Below are 18,984 nucleotides of genomic sequence, written 5' to 3'. Positions count from 1 at the left end.
CCGAAGGGGGGCACCCGGCCGGGAGTGCGGGCGCGGCGGGCCGCGACGGTTCAGACCGCTACGGGCGCGGGGGTGGCCACCGGTGCCACGAACGGCTGCGCCAGCGCCAGGTAGTGCGCGGACGACACCGCCACCGAAAGGTCCAGCCGGGCCGCGTTGAAGAAGATCTCCTCGTGCTCCAGCAGGCCGACGTCCACGACGAGTTCGAGGTCCGGATGGAAACTGAACGGCACGATCGATCCGCTGACGCACCCGGAGAGGCTCTCGGCGATCTCCCGGGACGCGAAGGCGGCTTCCGTGCCCTCGAACAGCTCCTGGACCGAGGCCATGTCGACCCGCCGGTCGCCGGGCACCACGACGAGGACGTACCGGCGTCTTCGGCGGCCCGTCCCCACCCTGACCACCAGGCACTTGGCGGCCTGTTCGAGGGGGTGGCCGCGGAGCTCGGAGGCGAGGTCGGTACGGCCCTCGGGGGCGTGCCGGATCAGCCGGTAGGGAATGCGGGCGCCTTCGAGCAGGGCCAGGAGCCGGCGCGAGGTGTCGGCGGGGGCCACGGTGTCGTGCGTCATCATCGGCCCGTCCGTTCCGCGGCCGCGGTGGCCGAGCGGACGGTCCAGCTCCGGTCGGCGCCGACCGAGGCGGCGGCGCGGCCCAGCGCGGACGGCGGTACCGGGGAGTCCACGCACAGCCCGGCGAGCGCGGTGGTGCCCGTGGCGTCCCGGGCGACCTGCATGGCGGCGATGTTCACGCCCTCGTCCGCGAACTCGCCGCCGATCAGGCCGACGGCGCCCGGCCGGTCCGGGTAGCGCAGGAAGGCCAGGTCCCCGGCGAGGGGCAGCTCCAGGTCGTAGCCGAGGACTTCGATCAGCTTCTCCTGGCGGCGTACGCCCGCCAGGGTGCCCGAGACGGTGACCACGCGCCCGTCGGGGAAGACCCCGCGCAGGGTGACGGCCGAGCGGTGGCTGTCGCCGCCCGCGTGGGTGGTGAGCTTCGAGGTCAGACCGCGTTCCAGCGCGATCAGCGGGGCGTTGACCTGGCTGACGGGACCGCCGAGCACCTCCAGCACCCCCTTGAGCGCCGAGAGTTCCAGTGCGGCGGCCTCCTGCGTGGCGATCTCGCCGTGCAGCTGGACCTCCAGCTGGGCGGGAACCCCGTCGGCTGCCCGGGTGAAGAGGCGGCCGAGCCGTTCGGTCAGGGGCAGCCAGGGGCGTACCTCCTCGGAGACCCGGCCGCCGCGCACGTTCACGGCGTCGGGGACGTGCCGGCCTTCCAGCGCCAGGCGCACCGAGTGGGCCGCGGCGATGCCCGCCTTCTCCTGCGCCTCGTCGGTCGAAGCCCCCAGGTGCGGGGTGACCACGACGTTGTCGAGGGTGAACAGCGGCGAGTCGACGCACGGTTCGGTGGCGTACACGTCGAGGCCGGCGCCCGCGACGCGGCCCTCCTTCAGGGCCGCGTACAGCTCGTTCTCGTCGACGATGCCGCCGCGCGCGGCGTTGACGATCCGTACGCCCGGCTTGACCTTGCGCAGAGCCTCGAAGCCGATCAGGCCGGTGGTCTCCGGGGTGCGCGGCAGGTGGACGGTGAGGAAGTCGGCCTGGACGAGGAGCTCGTCGAGGGTGAGCAGGCGGACGCCGACGGCGGCGGCGCCCGCGGCGGTCACGTACGGGTCGTAGGCGGCGACGTCCATGCCGAAGGCGGCCATCCGCTGGGCGACCAGGGTGCCGATGCGGCCGAGGCCGACCACGCCGAGGACCTTGCCGTTGAGTTCGACGCCGGACCAGCGGTTGCGCTGCCAGGAGCCGGTCTTCAGGGCCGCGTCGGCCTGCGGGATGTTGCGGGCGACGGCGAGCAGCAGGCCGACGGCCAGTTCGGCGGCGCTGGTGATGTTCGAGGTGGGGGCGTTGGCCACCAGGACACCGGCCTCGGTGGCGGCCTGGATGTCGACGTTGTCGAGGCCCACGCCGGCGCGGGCGATGACCTTCAGACGGGGTGCGGCTGCCAGGGCCTCGCGGTTCATCAGGGTGGCGCTGCGCACCAGGACGGCGTCGGCGTCGGCGAGCGCGGGCAGCAGGGCTGCGCGGTCGGCGCCGTCGACCCGGCGGATCTCGACGTCCCAGCCGAGGGCTTCCACGGTGGCCGGGGAGAGCTCTTCGGCGAGCAGGACGACGGGGCGCGGGGTGCGTGCGGCGGGGGCGGGGGAACGGGTCACGGTTCTGGCCTCTCGGATGGGTGGGGTGGGGGAGTACGGAGCCTGCTGCCGGGTTGGGCCCGGGCGGTCAGTAGCCGCCCCACTGGACGAGGAGCTGGGATCGCTCCGCCTCGTCCATCAGGTCGACGCGGTGCACGGGGGTCGTCGGGTCGTCGGCGAAGGCCCGTAGGACCGTGGCGGTGCGGTCGAGGTACTTCTTCGCCTCGTCGGGCCCGTGGGTGTCGGGGCGGTGTCCGAGGCGCAGGGTGAGCCCGCCGCCGGAGGCCGGTACGGCCACCAGGCGCAGCGGGTAGTGCGTGGCGTCGTCGACCCCGATCCCGGCGAGCCGGGGAGAGGCGAGGCCGCCGGAAAGGGCGTCGAGGTCGAGCGGGTAGTTGACGAGCATCGTGGTGGTGTCGAACAGCTGGGTGCCGGTGGCGAGCTGCTGGATCCGGCCGAGCCCGGTGTGGTGGTGGTCGATGAGTTCGACCTGCTCGTCCTGGAGCCGTGTCATCAGGTCGAGGAGGGTCCCCTGGCCGGGAACCCGGACCCGTACGGGCAGGGTGTTGACGAAGAGCCCCACCATGCGGTCCATGCCGGGGAGTCCGGTGGGCCGGCCGGACACCGTGGTGCCGAACACGACGTCGTCGCGGCCGGTGGCGCGGGACAGGACGACGGCCCAGGCCCCCTGCACCAGGGTGTTGAGGGTGAGGCCGTGGCGCCGGGCCGCCCCGTCGAGGCGGCCGAGCAGGCTCGGGGAGAGTTCCTCGGTGACGGTCTCCTGGAGGACCGCGGCGCGGTCGACGGCGTCGGGGGCGACGAGCAGCGGCCCGGGGGATCCGTCGAGGTGTGCGGCCCACGCGGCCTCGGCGGCGGTCGTGTCCTGTTCGGCGAGCCATTCCAGGTGTGCCGAGTGCGGTACGGGCCGGGGCAGGGCGCTTTCGTCGCCGCGGGCCCAGAGCGTGAACAGTTCCTCGACGAGGACCGGTGTCGACCAGCCGTCCCAGGCGATGTGGTGCCCGGTGAGGATCAGCCGGTGGTGGCCGGGGCCGAACCGCAGCAGGGTGAGGCGGAGCAGCGGCGGACGGGTGAGGTCGAACCGGCGGGCCCGCTCGTGGGCGGCCAGCGCGTCGGCGGCCGCCTCCCGCTCCTCCTCGGGGAGCGCGCCGAGGTCCGACTCCGACCAGGGCAGGGCGACTTCGCGGTGGACCACCTGGGCGGGGGCGCTCAGTCCCTCGTGGTGGAATCCGGCCCGCAGCCCGGTGTGCCGTGCGACCAGGCGTTCCCCGGCCCGCAGCAGCGCGGCCGCGTCGAGCGGTCCTTCGAGGTCGATGCGGACCTGGGTGGTGTAGACGTCGAGGCCGTCCGCGGCCTCGGCGGCGTGGAAGAGGAAGCCCTCCTGGAGGGGGGTGACGGGCAGGATGTCCGCGGGGTGCGGTGCGGCCGCTTCCAGCTTCTCGATGTCGGCCTGGGTGAGGGCGACGAGCGGCAGGTCGCTGGGGGTGCGTCCGCCGGCTCCGGGCTGCCCGGCGAGTGCGGCGAGGGACTTCAGTTCGGCGGTCCACAGCCGGGTGAACCGGTCGGTCTCCTCCTCGGTGAAGAGCCCTTCGGGGGTGGTCCACACCGCGTGCAGTTCGGGTCCGGCGGCGGTGTCCTGGGCGAGCACGTGCAGTTCGACCGCGTACGGGGTGACCATGGCGGGGTCGGCACCGTGCGGCAGTGCCCCGGCGGGCAGGACCCGCCATCCGGCGCCCGGCGCCGCGGAGTCGTCGCCGATGCGCCCCAGGTAGTTGAAGAGCACCTCGGCGTGCGGTGCGGGACCGGAGCCGGCGGGGGCGCGCAGCCGCTCCTTGACGTGCTTGAGGGTGTCGGGCAGGGTTCCGGCGGCCGGGTCGAGGACTACGGGGCGGACGTCGGTGAACCAGCCGACGGTACGGGAGAGGTCCTGGGTCTCCGCGGTGTCGCGGCCGTGGCCCTCGACGTCGATGACGACCGGGCCCCGGTGCCCGCCCTGGTGCCCGCCGCGGTGGCCGCGCCAGGCGTCGACGGCCCGGGCGAGGGCGGTGACCAGGAGGTCGTCGGGGCGTCCGTGGAAGGCTGCCGGCACGGTGCCGAGCAGGTCCTCGGCGAGGGCGGAGGGCACGACCAGCCGGGTGTGCCGGGCGGTGGCGAAGGTGTCCCGGGCGGGGTCCGGGTGGCGGGCGCCGAGCGGGGATCCGTCCCCGGGCCTGGCGCGGGGGTGCTCCGGGGCGGGGCCTTCGGCCCGGCTGCGGGCCCAGGTGCGGTACGAGGTCGGAACCGGGCGGAGCGCTGCCGGACGGCCCTCGGCCAGGGCGGCGGCGGCCTCCGCCAGGTCGGGCAGGAGGATCCGCCACGACACTCCGTCGACCACCAGGTGGTGGGCCGCGAGGAGGAGTTCGTCGGGTTCGCCGTCCGGGGTGACCAGGCGTACGGCGCACAGCATCGCGCCCCGCTCCGGGTCCAGGCGGGACCGGGCGGCCTCGGCCGCGGCCGTGACGACCTGCGTGCGGCGTGCCGCGTCACGGGCCGGGACCTCGGCGCGCAGGAGCAGGGCCGGGGCCGCTTGGGGGGATCCGGCGGCGGGGACCGTGAAGTGCGCCCCGTCCTGGCCGCGCACCAGGGTGGCGCGCAGCAGGTCGTGCCGGTCGAGGACGGCCGCGAGGGCCGCGGTGAGGGTGCGGTCGTCGATTCCGGCGGGCAGTTCCACCAGGACGGCCTGGTGGAATCCGGCGATCTCCGTTCCGGTTCCGAGGAGTTCCCGGCCGAGGGGGCTCAGGGGGGCACGGCCGAGCCCGGCGTCGGGAGCCTCCCGCGGGGCTTCGGAGGAGGCCTCCCGGGCGGCTGCGGCGAGGGCCGCGGCGGTGCGCAGCCGGAACACCTCGCGGGCGCTGACGACGAGGCCCGCGGCACGGGCCCGGGAGACGACCTCCATCGCGAGGATGGAGTCGCCGCCCAGGGCGAAGAAGGAGTCCTCCGCGCCGACGGCGGTGAGTCCGAGCACTTCGGCGAAAGCGGTCGTGAAGACCTGTTCGCGCCCGGTGGCGGCGGTGCGTCCGGTGGCGGCGGCCGGCGTCCCGGGGGCGGGCAGGGCCTTGCGGTCGGCCTTGCCGTTCGGGGTGAGCGGCAGCGCGTCGAGCACGACGATCGCCGAGGGCACCATGAACTCGGGCAGCAGGTCGGCCAGTTCGGCGCGGGCGGCTTCGACGTCCAGGGCCGCCCCGCCCACGACGTAGCCCACCAGCCGCTGGGTTCCGGGACGGTCCTCGCGGACCACGACGACCGCCTGCTCCACGCCGGCCAGGCCCGTCAGTGCGGTTTCGACCTCGCCCAGTTCGATGCGCAGGCCCCGCAGCTTGACCTGGTGGTCGGTGCGTCCCACGTAGTCCAGGACACCGTCCTCCCGCCACCGTACGAGGTCACCGGTGCGGTACATGGGCGTCCCGGGCGCTCCGAAGGGGTCGGCGACGAAGCGCTCGGCCGTCAGCCCGGGCCGGCCCACGTAGCCGCGTGCCAGGCCGGTGCCGGCCAGATACAGCTCGCCCGCCACTCCCACCGGCACGGGACGCAGACCGCCGTCCAGCACGTAGACCCGGGTGTTGGTGATCGGGGCGCCGATCGGCACGGACCGGGCGCCCGGCTCGGGACGGCATTCCCAGGCGGTGACGTCGACGGACGCCTCGGTGGGCCCGTACAGGTTGTGCAGCCCGACCCCGGGCAGTACGTCGTGGAAGCGCAGCTGCTGGTCGAGGGGGAGTGCCTCGCCGCTGCACACCACGCGCCGCAGTCCGGTGCAGCGGCTCGCGGCGGGATCGCGGAGGAAGGCGGCGAGCATCGACGGGACGAAGTGCACGGTGGTGATGCGGTGGTGCTCGATCAGGGCGGCGAGATGCTCGGCGTCCTTGTGGGCCTCCGGCGGAGCGACGACCAGGGCGGCGCCTTCGAGGAGCGGCCAGAAGAACTCCCACACGGAGACGTCGAAGCCGGCCGGGGTCTTCTGGAGCACCCGGTCGGCCGCCGTGAGCCGGTAGCGGTCCTGCATCCACGTGAGCCGGTTGACGATGCCGCGGTGCGGGACGGCGACGCCCTTGGGGCGTCCGGTGGACCCGGACGTGAAGATCACGTACGCGGTGTCGTCGAGGGTGGCCGCGGGAAGGCCGTCCGCCGCGGGCCGGGTCCGGGACGGTCCCGTCGGCCCGGCCAGGTCGAGGGTGTCGAGGTGGCGGACCGGCAGGCCGGTGACGGGCAGCCGGCCGGCGACGGCGCCGGTGGTGAGGACCGCGACCGGGCGGCCGTCCTCGAGCAGCTGGGCGATGCGCCCGGCCGGATAGTCCGGGTCGACGGGCAGGTAGGCGGCCCCGGCCTTGAGGACGGCGTACAGGGCGACGACGAGCTCGGCGCACCGCGGCACCGCGACCGCCACGGTCCGGTCGGGTCCGGCTCCGTCGGCGATCAGGATCCTGGCGAGCCGGTTGGCCCGGAGGTCGAGTTCGCGGTAGGTGAGGGTGGTGTCGCCGAAGACGACGGCGGTGGCGTCGGGGGTCCGGTCGGCCTGCTCCTCGAAGCGGGCGATGAGCGTGGCGGTCGGTTGGGGCCCCGCGGTGTCGTTCCACCCGGAGAGCACACGGCCGCGTTCATCGTCGGAGAGGACCTCGATGCGGCCCGTGGGGCGGTCGGGGTCGGCGGCGACGGCTTCCAGGATCCGTACGAGCCGCTCCAGGAGGGTGGCGGCCTCGGCGGCGCCGATCACGTCGGTGCGGTGGCCCAGGCGGAGTTCGAGACCGTCGCCGGGGGTCACGGCGAGCCTCAGCGGGTAGTGCGTGGAGTCGGCGATGCCATGGCCGGTGAGGCGCAGGCCGGCGCGCGAGAGGAGGCCGTCGAAGGCCGTGTGGTCGAGGGGGAAGTTCTGGAAGACGGTGGTGGTGTCGAAGAGGGTGTCGTGCCCGGCGGCCCGCTGGACGTGTGTGAGGCCGAGGTGATGGTGGTCGAGGAGGTCGGCCTGTTCGGCCTGGACCCGGGCGAGCGCGGCGAGCACGGGCTCGTCCTCGTGGATCCGGATCCGGACCGGGAGGGTGTTCAGGAGCATCCCGATGATCCGCTCCGAGCCCGGGAGCCCGGCGGGACGGCCCGAGACCGTTCCGCCGAAGACGACGTCGTCGCGGCCGGTGAGCCGGGCGAGGAGCAGCCCCCAGGCGAACTGGACCACGGTGTTGGCGGTGATCCCGTGCGGGCGGCCGTGCGCGGCGATCCGGTCGGCGACGGCCGCGGGGAGCACCGCGCGGACCTCTTCCTGCGGGGCGGGCGGCAGGTCGGCCGCCTGCGGGGCGTAGCGGGTGGGCTCCGGAAGCCCTTCCAGGGCGGTGGCCCACGCCTTCTCGGCGCCGTGCCGGTCCTGGGCGCGCTGCCAGGCGAGGAAGGCGCGGTAGGGGACGGGCGGGAGCAGGGCCGCCGCGGGGCCGTCGGCGTACAGCGCGAACAGTTCGCCGAGCAGCAGCGGGACCGACCAGCCGTCCCACAGGATGTGGTGGGCGGTCAGCACCAGCCGGTGGCGTCCGCCACCGAATCCGAGCAGGGCGAAGCGCAGCAGCGGGGGCCGGGCGAGGTCGAAGCCCCGGGAGCGCTGCACGGCGGCGATCCGGACCGCTTCGTCCTCACCGCCGGCGCGTTCGGTGAGGTCGAACTCCTCCCAGGCGAGCGGGACGTGCCGGTGGACCAGCTGTACGGGGCGCTTGAGGCCCTTGTGCCGGAACGCGGCGCGCAGGCCGCTGTGGCGGGCGGTCAGCCGTTCGGCGGCGGCGCGCAGCCGGGCCGGGTCCAGGGGGCCTTCGAGGTCGAGGCGTATCTGGGTGGCGTACACGTCCACCGAACCGGTGGCCTCGGCGTCGGCGGCGTTGAGGAGGAAGCCCTCCTGGAGCGGGGAGAGCGGGAGCAGCTCCTCGACACCGGGTGGCAGGGAGCGGGTGGCGCGGGGCGCGGGCGAGGCGGTGGACGTGGCGGTGGGCGGGGTCGGTGTCATGTCAGCGGCCCGCTTCCAGGGCGAAGCCCCCGGCGATGTCGTCGGTGAGGCCCTCGGCGAGGCCGTCGGTGTGCTCGTCGGCGAACTCGTCGGCGAACTCGGCTTCCAGGAGTGCCAGTTCGTCGTCGTCGAGTTCGATGAGGGGCTCGTCGGAGAGCGGCAGCTCCTCGGTGACCTCCAGCGCGGAGTCGGCGAGCGCGGCGACGGTGCGCAGCAGGAAGACGTCCCGGGCGCTGATCACCAGCCCGGCCTCGCGGACCCGGGCCACCAGCTGCAGGGCCGTGATGGAGTCTCCGCCCAGGTTGAAGAAGGATTCCTCGGCGTCGGACGCGGTGATGCCGAGGACCTGCCGGAAGGCGTCCGCCAGGATCTCCTCGCGGGGTCCGTCGGGGGCCCGGCCCGCGGCGGACGGGACGATCTCGGGAGCGGGCAGCGCGTTGCGGTCGACCTTGCCGTTCGGGGTGAGCGGCAGCTCGTCGAGGACCACGATCGCGGACGGGACCATGAACTCCGGCAGGCCGACGGCCAGTCGGCCGCGCAGCTCCTCGCCGCTGACTCCGCGGGCGGCGACGTAGCCGACCAGCCGGCGGGCGCCGGGACGGTCCTCGCGGACGACGACGATGGTCTGCGCGACGCCGTCGAGGGCCATCAGCGCGGCCTCGATCTCACCGGGTTCGATGCGGAAGCCGCGCACCTTGACCTGGTGGTCGGTGCGTCCCACGTACTCCAGGGCCCCGTCGCTGCGGCGACGCACCAGGTCACCGGTCCGGTACATGCGCGTACCGGGCGTCCCGAAGGGGTCGGCGACGAACCGCTCGGCCGTCAGACCGGGACGGCGTACGTAGCCGCGCGCCAGACCGGCGCCCGCCAGGTACAGCTCGCCGGCGACACCGACGGGGACGGGCCGCAGCACACCGTCGAGGACGTAGGCCCGCATGTTGTCGAGGGGGGTGCCGATCGGCGGGACGTCGTCGACGGTGTCGAGCGGGAAGTGGGTGGCGTACGTGGTGGTCTCGGTCGGTCCGTAGACGTGCGCGAGGGCGAGCGAGGGGCAGGCTTCGCGCACGCGCCGCATGGCGGCCGGGGTGGCGGCTTCGCCGCCGGTCAGGACGGTGCGCAGGGGCGCGAACGCGGCGGGATCCTCCATCGCGATGAGGTTGAACAGGGCGGTGGTGAGGAAGACGCCGGTCAGGCCGTGGCGGGTGGCGAGTGCGCGCAGGCCGGACGCGTCCAGTCCGGCCGCCGGTGCGACGACGACCTGTCCGCCGGAGAGCAGGGGGACCCAGATCTCGTAGGTGGACGCGTCGAAGGCGTGCGGGGAGTGCATCAGCAGGCGCTCGTGGGCGCCGCCGAGCCAGCGGCGGTCCGCGGCGAACGCGGCGACGTCGCGGTGGGAGACGGCGACGCCCTTGGGCACTCCGGTCGAACCGGAGGTGTAGATCACGTACGCCAGCTGGGCCGGTTCTACGGGGATGCCGGGGTTGCCGGGGTCGGCGTCGGCGGCGGTGTCGCCCACCCGCAGGACGACGGCTCCCGCCGCGAAGCCCAGTGCGTCGTCGTCCCGGTCGGTGAGCAGGACGGGAGCCGCGGTGTCCTGGAGGACCAGGGCCATGCGCTCCGGCGGGTAGCCGGCGTGCAGGGGTACGTAGGCGCCGCCGGACTTGACGACGGCGAGGGTCGCCACGACGACGTCGGGGGAGCGTTCCAGGAGCATCGCGACGGGGGTCTCCGCGCGGACGCCCAGGGCGGTCAGCCGGTGGGCGAGGGCGTTGGCCCGGGCGTTGAGCTCGCGGTAGGTGAGCGTGGTGTCCCCGGCGGCGACGGCCACGGCGTCGGGGGTGGTGGCGGCCCGGCGCTCGAAGAGGACGGCGAGGTTCTCGTCCGGGACCGGGTGGGCGGTGTCGTTGCAGCCGTCGACGAGCCCGGCCAGCGTGGTGGCGGACATCAGGTCGATCCCGGCGATCGGGCGCTCGGGGTCGGCGGTGACCTCCTGCAGGAAGTGCAGGAACCACTCCTGGCACGCGGCGACGTCGGCGTCGGTGTAGCGCTCCGGATTCCCGTCGAAGTCGATCTTGAGGCCGGTGCCGTCGCCCCGGTCGTACAGGGCTATGGACAGGTCGTCGACCGGGCCGAGGCCGAGGTTGGTTATGTCGGCGCGGCTTCCCGCGAAGGTCAGCTCGTAGTCGAACGCCATGATGTTGACGACCGGACCCATCAGGCTGCCCTCGCTGCCGGTCAGGCCGAGGTCGCGGCGCAGGTCCTCGTAGCGGGCCCGCTGGTGCTTGAGGGCCGCACGGGCCTCCGCGGTGACCCGGGGCATCAGCTCGCGCATGGACTCGCCGGGAGCCACTTCGATGCGCAGCGGCACCACGTTCGAGGCGAGCTGCGGGGTGCGGCGGATCGCGGGGGTGGTGCGACCGGTGACGGGCAGGCCGACGACGACCTCGCGCCGGCCGGTGGCGCGGTGCAGGAAGGCGGCGGTGGCGGCGACGGCGAACAGCGGCCAGCGGGTGCGGCAGCTGCGCGCCGCGGCGGCGAGGCGGTCGGCGTGGTCCTGGGACAGCCTGCTGGTGCGGCGCACCCGTACGGCGCGCGGCGCGGTGGCGGGACCGCCGGAGAGCAGGTCGCTCAGGAGGGCGGGGGCCGGCATCCCGGCGAGCCGCTCCATCCAGAACTCTCGGTCGGTGGCGGCGAGTTCGTCCGCACGGTAGGCGGCGTCCTCGGCGAGGGTCTCGGTGAGCGGCGCGAACGGCTCCAGGCCGTCCGCGACCGGGGTCCCGGTGACGAGCTCGGTGTAGGTGGCGGCGAGTCTGCGGGAGATCTGCGCTCCGCCGAAGCCGTCGATGAGGATGTGGTGGACGCGCTGGTAGTAGACGAAGCGGGCGTCGGCGACGCGGAAGAGCGCGAAGGTGCTGATGCCGCCGGCGGCCAGGTCGATGGGCCGCTCCATGTCGTCGTCGATCCACGCGCGGGCGGAACCGAAGGGGTCGGCCTCGGTGCGCAGGTCGAAGTAGGGGAGCGGGGGCAGCGGACCGTCGTCGACGAACTGCCAGAGGGTGCCGTCGGCGTCGGGGGCGACGCGCCGGACCCGCAGGGTCTCGGTCTCGGTGAGCAGCAGGTGCCAGGCGGCTTCCATCAGCCGGGGGTCGATCCCGCCGGCGATGTCGAAGAACTCGGCGATGTTGTAGGCGAAGCCGGTGCGGTCGAGTCCGTGCGCGAACCAGACGCCGGTCTGCGGCACCGACAGCGGAAGCCGCCGGAAGGGGGCGGACGGGGCGGAAGGAAGGCGGTTCACGGGCGGGTCCCCCTGTCGGCGGGTGCGGTGCGGGCCGTCGCGGCGACGGTCCCGGGAATTCGGTCGGCGAGCCGGCCGCTGAGCAGGTCCATGAGCGGCCCGGCGGCGGACTCCAGGTAGAAGTGGCCTCCCGGCAGGGTGCGGACCTCGTGTCCGGCGACCGTGTGCCGGGCCCATTGCGCGGCGTCCTCGGTGGTGCAGGAGGGGTCGCTGTCGCCGGTGATGACGGTGACCGGGCAGGTCAGCGGCGCGCGCTCGACGAAGCGGTACTCCTCGATCATCCGGAAGTCCCCGCGCAGCACGGGCAGGGTCAGCTCGCGCAGCGCCGGGTCCTCCAGCAGCGTGGCGCCCACGCCGCCGAGGGCCCGTACGTACTCCAGTGCGTCCTCGTCGCCGCGGAAGCGCAGCACCCGGCTCATGTCCACGTGCGGGGCCTTGCGGGCCGACACGAACAGCCGGACGGGCAGCCCCGGGTGGGTGGCGCGCAACCGGCGCGCGGTCTCGAATGCGACGGTGCCGCCCATGCTGTGGCCGAAGAACGCCGCGGGCTTGTCGAGGCGGGGCAGGAGGGCCCGGGTGATGTCGGCGGCGAGCGCGTCGAGGCCGTCGGGGAGCGGCTCGGCGTAGCGGTCCTGGCGGCCGGGGTACTGGACGGCGACCAGTTCGATCTCCGGCGGGGCGAGCCGGGCCAACTCGCGGAAGGTGCTGGCCGCGCCGCCCGCGTGCGGGAAGCAGAACAGCCGCAGCCCGGCGGCCGGCCGAGGTGCGAACACCCGGAACCAGTCGGCGCCGGTGGCGGTCTGGACAACAGTCATGAGCGCGGCAACTCCCTGCACGTGAGCGGTGGTTCGGAGGGGCAGATCCGCCGCCGGTGGACAGTGCCCGGCGCAACGGCGAAGCCCCGGACGGGATTCCGTCCGGGGCTTCACTCTGCCGGGAGTGCCTATATTTTTCCGTTACGCACCCCGCGGGGGGATTGGGGGGACGTACGGTACGGGCCTTCCCGGAGTCTCGATGAACCGCCGTGCGAGCACGGCCGGTTGCTACGCGCCGGTGACCGTGACGTCGCCGCCCTCGCTGTGCGCCTTGACCTTGTTGGCGGAGGCGTCGTCGACGGTGACGTCGACCTTGCGGTTGCCGCCGGCCGTGCTGGCGTCGACGGCGTACGGGCCCTTGGGGAGCTTGACGGTCACGTTGCCGCCGGCGCTCTCGGCGTTGACGCTGAGGGGCGCCGAGCCGAACGACACGTCGACGTTGCCGCCGCCGGTCCTGGCCAGGACGGTGCCGCCGAGGCCGGTGCCGGTGACGTTGCCGCCGCCCGTGCTGGCGTCGACCTGGACACCGGCGGGCACCTCGACGCGGTAGACGACGGAGCACTTGGAGGCGGAGCCCCCGCAGGCGCTCCCCTTGAGGACGAGCTTCCCGCCCGAGACGGAGTGCTCGGTCTTCGGCTTGGCGTCGCTGTACTCCAGCGTCTCGGTCACCTTGACCGCGGTGCCGGAGCCGCTGACGATCTCGATGTCGCCGCCGCGGTTGTCGATGGTGACGGCGGTGACCTTCTCGGTCACCTCGTACGACTGCTTGGTGCTGTCGGCGGAGCCGCCGACGCCCCCCGACCCGTCGCAGCCGGTGGTCACGACCGCCGCGGCCGCCACGGCCACCGCGCACACGACGAACTTCTTGAGGCTCCTGCTGTAAGTACTCACGAGGATCTACCTTTCATCCTTGCTGCGGGTGACCGGCTGTGCGGGCGACCGACTGTGCGGGGGACTTGCCGGGTGCGTGATCGACTAGCTGCGTACGGAGGCGAGTGCGGTGGGCGCCGCCTGCTCCGGGGTCTGCTGCCCGGCGGTGGGGGCCTGCGTCGGGACGGCGCCCGCGGGCCGCTTGCCCCAGGCGCGGTCGCCCAGGAGGGTCAGCGCGGCCGGCAGGAGCAGGCCGCGGACGATGGTCGCGTCGATGGCGATGGCGGCGGCCATGCCGACGCCGAGCATCTTGTACTCGATGCCGGACATCGTGGCGAAGAGCGCGAAGACCGAGATCATGACGACCGCGGCGCTGGTGACGACACCGGCGCTGGAGCCCACCCCGCTGACCACGGCGTCCTTGGCGCTGTCACCGCGCTGCCACAGCTCGCGGACCCGGCTGAGGATGAAGACGTGGTAGTCCATGCTCAGGCCGAAGAGGATCACGAACATGAAGAGCGGGAGCCAGCTGACGATGCCGCCGTAGGAGTCGAAGCCCAGCAGGCCGCCGAGGCCGCCGTTCTGGAAGCCGAGGACCACCAGGCCGTACGCCGCCCCGATGGACAGCAGGTTCAGCAGGATGGAGACGACCGCGACGGCCGGGGCGCGGAAGGCCAGGGTGAGCACGATCAGGGCGAGGACCAGGACGAAGCCGAACACCCAGGGGGCGCGGCCGCTGAGCACCGACGCGAAGTCGTGCTGTCCGGCGATCTGGCCCGTCACGGCGTAGTGGAGGCCGTCGGTGCCCTTGAAGGCCTTGGGCAGGGCGTCGTCGCGGAGGGTCTTGAGCGCGTCGGTGGAGACCTTGTCGGTGCCCGAACCGGCCAGCGGGACCTTGATGACCAGGGCCTCTCCCACCTTGTGGGTGGAGATCTGCTCACCGAGGGAGGGGCTGGCGGCGGCCTGGCGGCGCAGTTCGGCGACGGCCGAGTCGGCCCGGCCGGTGGTGGCGCCCTCGCCCCAGACGACGACCGAGGCGGGGGCGGGGCCGCCGGGGAACGCCTCCTGGATGCGGACGCCGGCGTCGACGGCTTCGATGGAGCGGGGCAGGGAGCGGGTCTGGCCCGGGTCGGAGAGCTTCATGCCGAGGGCGGGGGCGGCCAGTGCGAGCAGCAGGACCACGGCGGTCCCGCCCATCAGCAGCGGCCTGCGCACCACGCCGCGGGCGATGGAGGTCCAGGTGCGGGACTCGGTGGCGGTGGTGCGGCGGCGGCCGAGGAAGGGGATGCGCAGGGAGTCGATGCGGTGGCCGAGCAGGGCGATGGTGGCGGGCAGCACCGTGACCGAGCCGAGCACGGCGAGGCCGACCACCAGGACGGTGCCGACGGCCATGCCGTTGAAGACGTCGATCCCGGTGATGAAGAGGCCCGCGACGGAGAGCATCACGGTGAGGCCGGAGATGACGACCGCGTGGCCCGAGGTGCGGGCGCTGGCTTCCAGGGCTTCCAGGGCGCTGCGGCCGGCCGCCCGCTCCTCGCGCTCACGGCGCAGGTAGAAGAGCGAGTAGTCGACGCCGACGGCCATGCCGATGAGCAGCACCACGGAGGAGACCGTGCTGTTGGCGGGGATGACGTTGCCCACGACGCCGAGCAGGCCGAGGGCGGCGAGCACCGAGGTGACCGCGAGCAGCACCGGGATGCCGGCGGCGACCAGGGCGCCGAACACCACGAGCAGGATGATCAGGGTGACCGGGAGCGAGGTGATCTCGGCCTTGGCCAGGTCGCTGTCGGCGGCGTCGTTGACGGCCGTCTGCAGCGAGAGGTCGCCGGCCTCGGCGATCCGTACCTCCGGGTGGGCGGCCTTGGTCTTCGCGACGGCGGCGAGGGCCGACTCGAAGTGCGCGTCGACCGAGTCCTCGGGACCGGCGACGGTGAAGCCGACGAGCGCCGAGTGGCCGTCCTTGGAGACCTGCTCCGCACCCTCGGCGCCGAGCGGCGAAGCCACGTCCGTGACGGCCGTGCCGGCTGCCTTCAGGTTGTCGACGAGGTCCTGCGCGGCCTTCTGGAGCGCGGGGTCGTCGGCGAACTTGGCGGAGGTCCGGTCGAGCGCCTCGATGAGGACGGACTCCTGGTAGGGCTCCTCGACGTTCTGCTCGCGGATGACCTTCTGGGCCCGGCCGGACTCGCCCGGGTCCGAGGTCTGGGCGCCGGATCCGGCGGCGCCGCCGATCAGTACGGAGAGCACCACCAGCAGGAGCCACCCCCCGATGGTCTTCTTGGCGTTGCGGGCGGACCAGCCCGCGACGCGCACGGTCAGTGGCTTACGGGCCTCCCCCCGGGACGGTGTGGGGGGTGTGGTGCTCGGCATGAGATGGTCTCCTATGCATGGGAGTGCATTTGCGGTGGCGACCGCACGCCGCCCGGGTCACGGCCTTCGGTTCCTAGGCCTTGCCGTGACGCGGAAGCAGCTGTGCGGGACTGCGTGGATTCCCTTGCCCGGGCCGTGCCGCGGGGCGGATGTCCGTCCGTCGGTGGCACGGCCCCGGCACGCAGGGGGTCGGGAAGGGTCCGGAGGGACCTATTCGATCTCGCGCATCATCTTTTCCATCGAGGCGATGGAGCGACGCGCCTGGGTGAGTTCCTCGGACATGTGGCGGTGCAGGCCCACGTTCTCCTCGAGGAGCTGGGCGTACTTCGCCGCGAGACGGCGGTACTCGTCCTCGCGGGCGGCCAGCATGCGAGCCCGCCAGGTGGCGGCGATCTGCCAGACGATCACGATCAGCAGCAGGAAGACGCCTCCTGCGGCGATGAGCCCCGTCGCGTCGCCGCTCCAGGGGTCCGCAGCCAGCGTCACCGTCTCGTGCCCGTTCACTTCGCTCCCTCGGTGGTGTTCTTGGACTCGTCCCGGTCGGTCAGGGTCCGGGCCGCTTCGGCCAGGGTCTGGGGGGTCAGGTGCAGGACGAAGGGGGTGACTTCGAAGTACTTCACGGCCTTACCGCTTTCCGACAGTTCGAGCACGCCGGCCACGAGTCCTGCGGCTTCGAGGCGTTGCAGGTGCATGTGGAGCAGCGGGCGGCTCATCCCCATCTCGCGGGCGAGCCGGCTGACGTAGTTGCGTCCCTCGGACAGTGCTCCGATGACACGCATCCGATGTGGATTTCCGAGCGCCGCCAGCATCTGCAACACCTCATCACCCGTCAGGGTCGGGAATGATTCCATCGCGACCTCTTTCATGTGTAAGAGAATCATGACAGGTGCCGGAGCTACCTGTCAATCATTCCTTACACATGTCAGTTCTCTTCTGGCCGTCACCCTTCTGTCCCCATGCCGAAGCACCGGACGGCTGAGGAATCGTCCGGTGCTCCGACTGTGCCGAGGGGGTCTATATCGCTTCGATATTCGCCCGGGCCCGGGCCCGGGCCGGGCCCGGGCCGGGATCAGGCCGGGGACCCCTTCTCCTCGACCCGCCCCATGCCGCGCACCGCGGGTGCCGCGAAGGCGGCCAGGGCCAGCAGGGCCATGCCGGCGGCCGCGGCCAGCACGCTCCAGTACGTGCCCACCACCGCGAGCAGGAAGCCGCCGGCGAGCGCGCCGAGCGAGTTCATGCCGGAGCCGAAGAGCCCGAAGACGCTCATGGCGCGTCCCTGCATCTCGTCCGGGGTGATCCTGACCTGGTGCACCCCGGCGGCCACGTTCAGCAGGGCCCCCGCCCAGCTCGTGCCGGCGCACAGCGCGCCCAGCACCACGGGGCTCCCGGTCAGCGCGATCCCGGCCATCAGGCCCGCCCACACCATCAGCGCTCCGATCAACAGCGCCGGGAGCGGCAGCCGCTTCATGAACCAGGACGCGGTCAGCGCCCCCGCGATCCCGCCGACACCTTCGATCACACCGATCACCGCCATGTACGCCGGGGGATACCCGCCCTCCTTGACGATCAGCACCAGCGCCAGGTTCAGCACCTGGAAGAGCAGGTTGCTGCCGCCCACGATGACGATCGCGACCCGCATGAAGCGCTGGCGCCACACCCAGGCGATGCCCTCGCCGATCTCCGCCCGCACCGACCGCCGTTCCTGCGCCTCCCTGGCGTCCTGGAACGACTTGGGGATCAGCAGCAGGGTCACCAGCGCGAAGAGGTGGGTGAGGGCGGCGACGCCGAACGGCAGCCAGCGGAAGGCCTGGAACAGCACCGCCCCGGTCGGCTGCCCCAGCAGTCCGGCCGCCTGGCCGCGCGCCTCGTTCTGCGACAGCGCCGCCGACAGGTGGTCCTCGTGCACGACGTGGCGCACCGCGGCCCGCTCGGCGAGCTTGTAGAAGATTACCGCGGCGCCCTCCAGGAACGCCGCGGCCATCACGTGGGGCACCGACAGCATCCCGAACCAGAGCGCGACCGCGAGGCTGCCCATCGAGGCCAGGCCGACCGCGTCGCACACCACCATCAGCCGCCGCCGGTCCCAGCGGTCCACCAGCGCACCCGCGGGCAGCAGCAGGAACAACTGCGGCAGCAGGGCCGCGGAGCCGACCAGGCCCGCGCTCGCGGGCGAGCCGGTGTACCAGAGCATCAGCAGGGGGTACGCGGAGACCGCGGCCCGCACACCGAACTGGGACAGTCCGGCGCCCGTCCACAGCAGCAGGAAGTCGCGGTTGCGCCGCAGCGGCGGGGGCCGCTCCTCGGCCGGAGCGGCAGCGGAAGCGGCCTCGGGCTGGTCCAGGAGGGTCATCGGGACGCCACCGCGGTGAGGGCGTGGGCATCCGGGACGCTGTCGGCGGGGCCCGTGCGGCACCACTCCAGGACGGCCATCGCGCTGTGCATCTTGTTCTCCGCCTGGTCGAAGGCGATGCTGTGCGGCCCGTCGAGGACCTCGGCGGTCACCTCCTCGCCACGGTGCGCGGGCAGGTCGTGGAGGAACACCGCACCCGGGTTGGTCCTCCACAGGTCGGCCCCGACCCGGAAGGGCAGGAACGCCTCGCGCCACCGCGGGTCCTCCTTGGAGGTGCCCGTGGTCTGCCAGCGCGAGGTGTAGACGACGTCGAAGCCCTCCGCCGGATCGGCGGTGTCGTGCCGCTCGGTCACCGACGAGCCCGTGCGCGCCGCCTGGTCCTGAGCCCGGCGCAGGACGGAGGGCTCCAGCCCGTATCCCCGGGGGGTCCGCAGTTCCAGCGTCGTGCCGGTGTAGCGGCTCAGGCCGAGGGCGAGCGCGGCGGCCGTGTTGTTGCCCTCGCCTAGGTAGAGCACCCGAAGACCGTCGACGCGGCCGAACCTGACCAGCAGTGTCGTCAGGTCGGTGAGCCCCTGGGTGGGGTGCTCGTCCGCGCTCATCGCGTTGATCACCGACATCCGCTGCTGCGCCGCCCAGCCGCGCAGTTCGGCGGGGTCGCCCGCGGTCCGGGCGACGAGCACGTCCAGCATCCGGGAGAACACCCGGCCGGTGTCCTCGGTGGTCTCGCCGGTGTTGAGCTGGAGGTCGTCGGGCCCGTAGGAGACGATCTGGCCGCCGAGGCGCAGCGCACCCGCCGAGAAGGCGGTACGGGTACGGGTGGAGGTCTTGCGGAAGTGAATGCCGGTGACGGTGCCGGCCAGCGGGCTGCCGTGGGCGGTGCCGGTGCTGAACGCGGCGCCGCGCGCGACGATCGCGCGGAGCTCGGCGTCGGAGAGGTCGTCGAGGGAGATGAGGTGCCGAGGGGTCACGGTGTGCTCCTGGGTGCGTCGAGGGGCGCCGGGCCCGGCAGGCGCGGCCATGCCGGGCCCGGCGTCGAGTAGGAAGGGCGTACGGGCGGGAACCGCC

The 18,984-nt window shown here is 73.5% G+C and carries 11 protein-coding genes; all 11 read right to left on the bottom strand.

All coding sequences use genetic code 11. The features are described 5' to 3' along the window. Positions 1-50: 50 nt before the first annotated feature. On the bottom strand, positions 51-572 hold the full coding sequence (locus AC3IYJ_RS16420) for a YbaK/EbsC family protein (protein ID WP_489402028.1): 522 nt from the start codon (positions 570-572) through the stop codon (positions 51-53). Continuing rightward, positions 569-2,209: a phosphoglycerate dehydrogenase gene (gene serA / locus AC3IYJ_RS16415; RefSeq protein ID WP_489402027.1), complete on the bottom strand. Its 1,641-nt coding sequence runs from the start codon at positions 2,207-2,209 to the stop codon at positions 569-571. The genes AC3IYJ_RS16420 and serA overlap by 4 nt, the downstream gene beginning before the upstream one ends. Positions 2,210-2,276: 67 nt before the next feature. Then, positions 2,277-8,222, bottom strand: coding sequence for an amino acid adenylation domain-containing protein (locus AC3IYJ_RS16410; RefSeq protein ID WP_489402026.1), 5,946 nt, complete (start codon positions 8,220-8,222; stop codon positions 2,277-2,279). 1 nt (position 8,223) lies between these two features. Continuing rightward, positions 8,224-11,517 carry an amino acid adenylation domain-containing protein gene (locus AC3IYJ_RS16405; RefSeq protein ID WP_489402025.1) on the bottom strand — a complete coding sequence of 1,098 codons (3,294 nt, stop codon included), beginning with the start codon at positions 11,515-11,517 and terminating at the stop codon, positions 8,224-8,226. Next, positions 11,514-12,332, bottom strand: a complete 819-nt coding sequence (locus tag AC3IYJ_RS16400; protein ID WP_489402024.1) for a thioesterase II family protein — start codon at positions 12,330-12,332, stop codon at positions 11,514-11,516. Before AC3IYJ_RS16400 ends, AC3IYJ_RS16405 begins: the two co-directional genes overlap by 4 nt. A gap of 228 nt (positions 12,333-12,560) precedes the next feature. After that, on the bottom strand, positions 12,561-13,223 hold the full coding sequence (locus AC3IYJ_RS16395; RefSeq protein ID WP_489402023.1) for a DUF4097 family beta strand repeat-containing protein: 663 nt from the start codon (positions 13,221-13,223) through the stop codon (positions 12,561-12,563). An 84-nt stretch (positions 13,224-13,307) separates the two neighbouring features. Continuing rightward, on the bottom strand, positions 13,308-15,569 hold the full coding sequence (locus AC3IYJ_RS16390) for an MMPL family transporter (protein WP_489402022.1): 2,262 nt from the start codon (positions 15,567-15,569) through the stop codon (positions 13,308-13,310). Between the two features lie 210 nt (positions 15,570-15,779). After that, a complete protein-coding gene (locus AC3IYJ_RS16385; RefSeq protein WP_489402021.1) occupies positions 15,780-16,073 on the bottom strand; it encodes a hypothetical protein in 294 nt (97 codons plus the stop codon). Continuing rightward, on the bottom strand, positions 16,070-16,420 hold the full coding sequence (locus tag AC3IYJ_RS16380; RefSeq protein ID WP_489402020.1) for an ArsR/SmtB family transcription factor: 351 nt from the start codon (positions 16,418-16,420) through the stop codon (positions 16,070-16,072). The genes AC3IYJ_RS16385 and AC3IYJ_RS16380 overlap by 4 nt, the downstream gene beginning before the upstream one ends. A 218-nt stretch (positions 16,421-16,638) precedes the next feature. Continuing rightward, positions 16,639-17,919, bottom strand: a complete 1,281-nt coding sequence (locus AC3IYJ_RS16375; RefSeq protein WP_489402019.1) for an MFS transporter — start codon at positions 17,917-17,919, stop codon at positions 16,639-16,641. Beyond that, positions 17,916-18,938, bottom strand: coding sequence for an ornithine carbamoyltransferase (locus AC3IYJ_RS16370; RefSeq protein ID WP_489402018.1), 1,023 nt, complete (start codon positions 18,936-18,938; stop codon positions 17,916-17,918). The genes AC3IYJ_RS16375 and AC3IYJ_RS16370 overlap by 4 nt, the downstream gene beginning before the upstream one ends. Positions 18,939-18,984 lie beyond the last annotated feature (46 nt).

The organism is Streptomyces sp. GL_140 (assembly GCF_057834465.1).
This window is presented reverse-complemented; position numbering and strand designations above follow the sequence as displayed.